This is a genomic window from Posidoniimonas corsicana (assembly GCF_007859765.1).
Classification (GTDB): Bacteria; Planctomycetota; Planctomycetia; order Pirellulales; family Lacipirellulaceae; genus Posidoniimonas; species Posidoniimonas corsicana.
Genome location: NZ_SIHJ01000011.1, coordinates 37,295 through 43,877, shown reverse-complemented (window position 1 = coordinate 43,877; position 6,583 = coordinate 37,295). Strand labels below are relative to the sequence as shown.

Annotated in this window: 6 protein-coding genes; all 6 read right to left on the bottom strand. The window is 66.8% G+C overall.

The genetic code is table 11. The features are described from left to right. Window positions 1–330: 330 nt before the first annotated feature. The 6 genes from KOR34_RS26320 to KOR34_RS26295 all read right to left on the bottom strand — a co-directional run bounded on the left by KOR34_RS26320 (window position 331) and on the right by KOR34_RS26295 (window position 6,570). A complete protein-coding gene (locus KOR34_RS26320) occupies window positions 331–1,176 on the bottom strand; it encodes an ABC transporter permease (protein WP_146569138.1) in 846 nt (281 codons plus the stop codon). Between the two features lie 51 nt (window positions 1,177–1,227). Then, on the bottom strand, window positions 1,228–2,313 hold the full coding sequence (locus KOR34_RS26315; RefSeq protein WP_146569136.1) for a hypothetical protein: 1,086 nt from the start codon (window positions 2,311–2,313) through the stop codon (window positions 1,228–1,230). Between the two features lie 51 nt (window positions 2,314–2,364). After that, window positions 2,365–3,177, bottom strand: a complete 813-nt coding sequence (locus KOR34_RS26310; protein ID WP_146569134.1) for a PspA/IM30 family protein — start codon at window positions 3,175–3,177, stop codon at window positions 2,365–2,367. A 54-nt stretch (window positions 3,178–3,231) separates the two neighbouring features. Next, window positions 3,232–3,951 (bottom strand): hypothetical protein, encoded by a 720-nt coding sequence (locus tag KOR34_RS26305; RefSeq protein ID WP_146569133.1) that lies wholly within the window; start codon window positions 3,949–3,951, stop codon window positions 3,232–3,234. A gap of 58 nt (window positions 3,952–4,009) precedes the next feature. Further along, complete coding sequence (locus tag KOR34_RS26300; RefSeq protein WP_146569132.1) at window positions 4,010–5,557, bottom strand: phosphate ABC transporter substrate-binding/OmpA family protein; 1,548 nt, start codon at window positions 5,555–5,557, stop codon at window positions 4,010–4,012. A gap of 80 nt (window positions 5,558–5,637) precedes the next feature. Further along, complete coding sequence (locus KOR34_RS26295; protein ID WP_146569131.1) at window positions 5,638–6,570, bottom strand: vWA domain-containing protein; 933 nt, start codon at window positions 6,568–6,570, stop codon at window positions 5,638–5,640. Between the last annotated feature and the right edge of the window lie 13 nt (window positions 6,571–6,583).

Below are 6,583 nucleotides of genomic sequence, written 5' to 3'. Positions count from 1 at the left end.
GCTGAGGGAGCGTGAACTTCTTCGGGGCACGGTGATGCCAGTAACGACGCACCGTCCGACGACCCAGCTCGTGGGCGGCAAGCAGCAACGCGATGGGAGACTTCGTCGTTCGCACCCACACCGTACGGAAACAACACTACCTACAGTTTAGCTAGCAACGATAAGATTTCTACAGAGCTACTTTTGTCCCTAAAAATCGATAGCGCCAGAAGGGACAAAAGTCGGACAAAAAGGGGAGTGCGACAGGGGAAAGGGGGAAGGCCGGCTGGCGCTTGAGTGCCTGCCGGATCCCTGGCATTCGCCCTGTGGCAGGCTTCTTCCGGACGCTTGTCAGTCGCCGAACCAGGGGCAGGTCTTGCGGCGGAGCAGGATCAGCAGCCAGTCGATCACCAGGCCGGTGGCGCCGAGCAGCGCGAGGTAGGTGTACACGATGTTCATGTTCTGCAGCCGCGACTGCATGCGGAGCGTGTAGCCGAAGCCCTGGTCGGCCAGCGCGAACTCGGCCGCGATCAGGAACACCATCGCCGGGCCGATCTGCAGCCGCGCGTTCTCGATGATGCGGGGCAGGATCTGCCGCAGCACCACCTCCCACACCACCTCGAAGTTCGACGCGCCCAGCGTGTAGGACTTGTACAGGGTGTGCTCGTCGACGTCTTTGTGCGCGGCCTGCGCGATGGACTGCGCGAGCGTGGGGAAGATGCCGAACGCGATCAGCGCGACAAAGATCTTGATGCCCGTGACGCCGAAGAACACGAAGTAGACCGCCAGCATCGCGGTGGGGGGGATCTTGGCGAAGAACGAGATGGGCGGCATCAGCACCGCGTCGACCGACGAGAAGCAGCCCATCGCCAGCCCGACGACAAACGCCAGCAGCACGCCCGCGCCCACGCCGACCGCCAGCCGGCTGGCCGAGGCGCGCACGTCGGCCCAGAAGTCGATGCCGCCCTCGCCGGCGGCGATGCGTGACCAGCCCTCCTGGAACTGCGAGAGGTTGGGCAGGGTCTTGTTGCGGGGGTTCTCGACGTGAGCGCGGTGGGACATCCACGCGTACACGCCGAGCAGCACGGCGACGCTCGCCGCGCCCAGCAGGACGCGGCTCTGGAGGCTGATGGGCCGGCGGATCATGCGGGTCGGCTCGGGCGGGAAGAGGAGCTGGGAGTCAACGCGCGAGGGCACGGGGAAGGTCCCCGTGCCCTGGGCGGTTGGGATTGTAGCGGCGGCGTCGGGCTACTCGGCGGCGCCCGACTTGACCGCCTTCATGTACGACGCGTCGAAGTTGAGCTGCGCGTCGGCCTTGCCGAAGCCGACGGTCGGCTTCTCGGCCACGATGTCGTGCGAGGCGCAGAAGTCGACCACCATGGGCATGGTTTCGTTCTGGAACTTCTGCTGCTCGAACAGGCCGATGCCGGCGTCCGGCGTGGCGTACATCTGGGTCTCCTCGACGACGATCTCCATGTCGTCGACGCCGAGGCTGGAGAACTTCTCGCCGAGCGCCTTGAGCGTGTCGGCGCGGGTGGCGTCGTCGGCCAGGTGGGCGTTGACCTGGTAGAAGGCGTCGATCAGGGCGTGCGCGAACTTGTCGCCGCCGGGCTTGGCGAGCGACGCCTTGCTGACCACCACCATGTCGATGATCTCCTCGGGGATCTTCCGCGAGTCGAACAGCCGCTTGGAGCCCTCGCGGTCACGCAGGGTCTGCAGCACGAACGGGTTCCAGACCATGATGGACTTGATGTTCTCGTCGCCGCCCTGCATGGCCTGCGCGGCCACTCCGGGGTCCATGTTCTTGAACTCGAACTCCGAGGGGTCCTGGCCCTCGAGCTCCAGGCAGCGTTCGAACGCGTACTGCGACACCGACTTCTCCAGGCCGTAGGTGGGCTCGCCCTTGAGCGCGTCGATCGAGTCGACGCCGACCGCGATGCACGCGTCGGCGCCGACGCTGGTGGAGGTCGGCAGGATCGCCACGGAGTCACGCCCGGACGCGGGCGCCAGGCTGTCCATGTTGGTCATGCAGACGGCGTCCACGGTGGAGTTGCCGTACTGGGCCAGGCAGGGGTCGTAGTCGGCCTGGACCAGCACGATGTCGACGCCCCACTTCTTTTCGATCTCGCCGAGCTTGCCCTCGTCCTTGTCGAGCAGGCCCTTCTCGTGGGCCACGCCGAACACGGACCAGCTGGGGTACTCGCTCCAGGCTAGGCTAAAGACGGGGGTGTCTGCGGGTGCGGCGTCGCCGCCGGAGGAGTCGGACTTTCCGCCGGTGCAGCCGACCATCAGCGAGATCAGCGCCAGGCACGCGAGGGGTTTCAAGTTACGCATGGGTTGGTTCCTTTGCCCACGGGGAGTGTGGTGGATGACGAGTGTGATTCGTTACGCCTCGGGGATTCTTGTCGGCTCCGAGCCGTCGGAATCGGATTCGGCGGACTTGTTGGTCAGGCCGATCAGCGCGTCGAACTCGTCGTTGGCCTGGCTCGTGGCGGCGAAGTCCATGAACTCGGCCTCGGCCTGCTTGGTGTCGAGCCCGGCCAGCTCGCGGCTGACGCGAGCCTTGGCGGAAGCCTTCTGTCGCAGCTCGCGGAGCTCGCGGAGCTCTTCGCTGGTGCGGTCCTCGGACAGGCCGGTCATGAGGTCGGCGATCTGCTGCTCCTCCTTGGCCGAGAGGATCGTGGCCACCGCGTCGTGCTTCTCCTCGGCGAGCTTCTCCAGGTCGCGCATCTGGCTCTGGATCTGCAGCTTGTGGCGGTTCACGTTCTCCATCAGCTGCTCGATGTCGCCCTCGATCTCGGTGGCGCGGGCCTGCTTCTCGTTGAGGGTGCTGGTGAAGTCGGAAAAGGCGGTCTGGCACTTCTGGTACTCGGCGTCGGCGCGGGTGGCCTCGACATCGCCGCCGTGCTTCTCGGCCACCTGCCGCGCCTTGGCGGCGGCGCCTGCCTTAAGCTTCTCGAGCCGTTCGATCTCGTCGGTAAGGCCCTTGAGCTTCTCCTTCTTAGACTCCTCCTGCGCGATCATCGCGGCGATGGCGTCCTTGTACTGGTTGATGCGGCTGCGCTTCTCGTCGATGATGCGGTCGTAGTTCGCGGAGACCACGCCCGGGTTCATGCGGAGCGTTTCGCTCGCCTTGTCGATGCGGAACGTGACCAGGTACCACAGGGCCCTGGTCAGCTTGCTGACTGCCTTGAACATCTAAACCCTCGCTTTGCGTTGGGGGCGATTAACGGTTGGCGCGGGAGAGCCGGGTTAGCTCTCGAACTCGGCCTTGTCGTACATGGTTGGGGAATCGAGCGAGTCGATGACCTCGTCCGCGCGGCGAGCGGCCTCGATGGTCTTGCCCAGTTCCTCGCGGAGCGTGGCGAGCTCGTCGTCGGTGTCCTTGAGTTGGTAGGCGTGGAACTGCTCGACGGTGCTGGCCAGGTGATTAACCGTCAGCACCACCTCGTTCACCGCCTTCTTGCGTTCGTCCAGCAGCGGCCGCCCAGTTCCCACGGGCAGGCGTTTGGCCTTCTCCCACAATTCGAGCGAGCGCTGCAGCTGCCGCACGGCCGCGTGGAACAGCTTGTCCACTTTTTGCCGGAACGCGACCGCGGTGTGCCCGGTCGGCGGGTCGGCCTCGAGCGAACCGTACAGCGAGCGGAGCCGCCGCAGGCATTCTTCGGTCCGCGGGTCGTCGTCTTGGCTCAGGCGGGCGGCCAGCTGGTCGAGTTTTTCGGTTTGTTCCCGTTTCTCCTTTTCCGTGAGGTAGCCGTGGGCCTTCTCGGTCAGCTCCTCGACGCCCATGATCAGCCGCGTCGCCTGGATGCCCAGGCCGGTGAGCACCGAGCCGACGCCGAACAGGCTGAGCGCCGTGTTGCCGTCCATCCCCCAGGAAACCAGCAGGGCGCTGAGCCCGCCAACAATCGGCGCCAATGTCCAGGGCGAGACAAACAGATCAAGCAGGACTTTTTTCTTTACGTCGTCCATCTGCCGCCGCGTGGGTCGCGCCGCTTCGCATGCTGGAGTCTAGGTCGCGTACAGGAGTCTAGTAGGGTAGCTCGCCCAGCACAAACGAGACCGAGGTGCTGCCGCTGGGCTCCACGCCGATCGCCCGGATGCGGTTGGCGTCCACACCCTGACCCACCAGGTAGCGTTCGACCTGCTGGGCCCGCTGCTCGGCGAGGCGCTTGTTGGCCTCCGGGTCGCCACGGCGGGACGCGTTGCCCCGGACGATCACATAATAGCGTGTCGACTCGAGCGACGCGGCGAGTTCGTCCAGCAGCGACTGGCTGCGGCCGGTAAGCCGCGCCGTGCCGCGGGCGAACACCAGCGTGGGCGCCCGGGCCGAGCCGACCGTGACCAGCGATCCCCACTGCTGGTCGGACAGCGCCGGCAGCGACACGCCGCGGATCTGCTCGCCGTCCTCGCCGGGGTGGAACGAGGAGAGCTGCTGGAGGATGTTGTCGTTGTACAGGTAGTTGGGGCGGCCGCCGGTGGGGTCGGAATTGATGGCGCCGGACTCCAGCAGCAGCTTCGTCACGCGCGAGATCATGTCCTCGATGTGCGGCAGCCGCGTGCCGGTGCGTACGCCCATGTGTGCCAGGTTCTCCTGGGTGTTCTTCCACCAAACGCCCTCGACCAGGCGGGTGGCCTCCTCCTGGGTGAGCTTGGCACCGGCGTCGGCCGAGTCCTCCACGACCAGCCGTACTCGGTCGCTGTCGGAGCGGTGGTCGTAGTTCGCCTTGAGGTACGACCGCACCACCTGCACCACGGTCTCCGGGTTCTTCGTGACGAAGTCATCGCTGGCGACCAGCACGTCGACGATGGTCGACGGGAACCGCGAGCTGTCGGCCACCACGTGCACGCGGTCATTCTTGAGCATCTGCGTGACGTACGGCTCCCACAGCACGTAGGCCAGGTTGTCGGTGGGGCGCGAGTCCTTGTACTTCTTCACCACCGCGGCCGCGTCGGCCACGGCGATGTACGGGTCGTCGGGGAGCAGGTCGAGCTGGAATCGCGACATCACCACCCGGGCCAGGGTCTCGCTGGGGGAGTCCGGCGTGAGCACGAAGCGGGTGTCGGGGTCGTTGAGCGCGTCGACATTGGGGTAGGTCTGCTTGTACGCGAGCATCGCGTCGGCGCCGGCGGTCTCGTCGATCACGGCGACGATGGTGGCGGGCAGGTCGCCCGCCTGGGCGGACGCCTTGACCAAAGCATCGATGGTGAACACCGCCAGGTCGGCTTGGCCCTCTTTGAGCGACTTGAGCCGGGCGGGGTAGTCGGCGCCGTCGTCGATCAGGTTGAGCCGAATGCCCTGGCGCCGCAGGTCCTCCGCGAACGCGGGCGAGCGGAGCACGGCGTAGCCGCTGAAGCCGTCCAGCGCGATCGTGACCTCGGTGCGGTAGCGGCTCTCGGCGCCGCCGCGGCTCATGCGCTGCTCGCGCTCGAGCCGCGCCTGCTCGGCTTCCTGCCGCTCGCGCTCGGCCTGGCTGACGGCGGCGGCGGGTGCGAAGAACACCTTCCATGTCGCCACCCCGACCGACAGGAGCATCAGCCAGACGACGCAGACGGCAAGCAGCTTGCCCTTCGACACTCCGATGCTCCCTGGGTGATGTGAAGTGGTCCCGCTAGGCCGGCTCACGACCGACCTGCCGGACCCCTATTGTGACTCCGCTAGCGGGCCTTGCCAATCGTCGAGACGACCCTCAGCACAACGAACAGGATGAATCCCGCGATAAAGAGGGTTGAGAGGGAGAACCCATCATCATCGGGCGGCGGTACCGCCTGCCCTTGGGCGTTGCCGGCGTGCTGCGGGCCTGGCGCCGGTGGCGACTGACGGGTCTGTGACTGAGGGCTGCGGTTTCGGCGCGGCGATCCCGAGCCGATCGGCGCGTTCTCAGCGGTGGTCAGGGCGGCGATGACAGCGGTGGCGACCTCGCCCGGGATCGGCGCCAAGAGCTCGAAGTCGCTCTCGCCGGCGTCGTCCGAAGCGCCGCCCGAGCTCTCCCCGAGTACGACTGCGGAGATAGCCTTCTCCAGCGAGGCCGGGTCGTCCGCCTTGCGGTAGGTGCTGGCGCGGGTGGCCAGGCTGTGGCGGTTCGGCATCGCGACGCCGATCACGTCGACCAGCAGCCCCCGCGACTGGATCTGCGGGAGGTACCGTTCAACCAGATTGCCGTCGGTGGCTTCGCCATCGGACACCACCAACAGCTTGTAGTCGCCGTAGCGTTGGCCCTCGCGGACCTTCAGCAAGGCGTCGGCGGCGGTCTTCATGGCCCCGCCCAGCGGCGTGCGGCCGTTGGCTCGCAGGCCGCTTACCGCGGCGCGGGTGGCCTGCTGGTCAACCGGTCCCAGCGGCACGAGCCACGGCCCGCTGGGGCCGGGGTTGAGCAGCAGCACGCCGACACTGGCCCCTTCTGGGGTCTGCTCCAGCACCCGCAGCAACGCCTGCTTGGCGGCCTCGATCCGCGTGCCCCCGGTGGGCATCCGCTCGGCCATCGACCCAGAGTTGTCGAGGATCACCACGATGTTGAGGTCGCCGGCGGCGTGGGCCGTGCTGGTCAGCAGTGCGAGGCCGAGCATCGCTGGGATGTATGTGCGCAACATGCCTTGTCTCCTA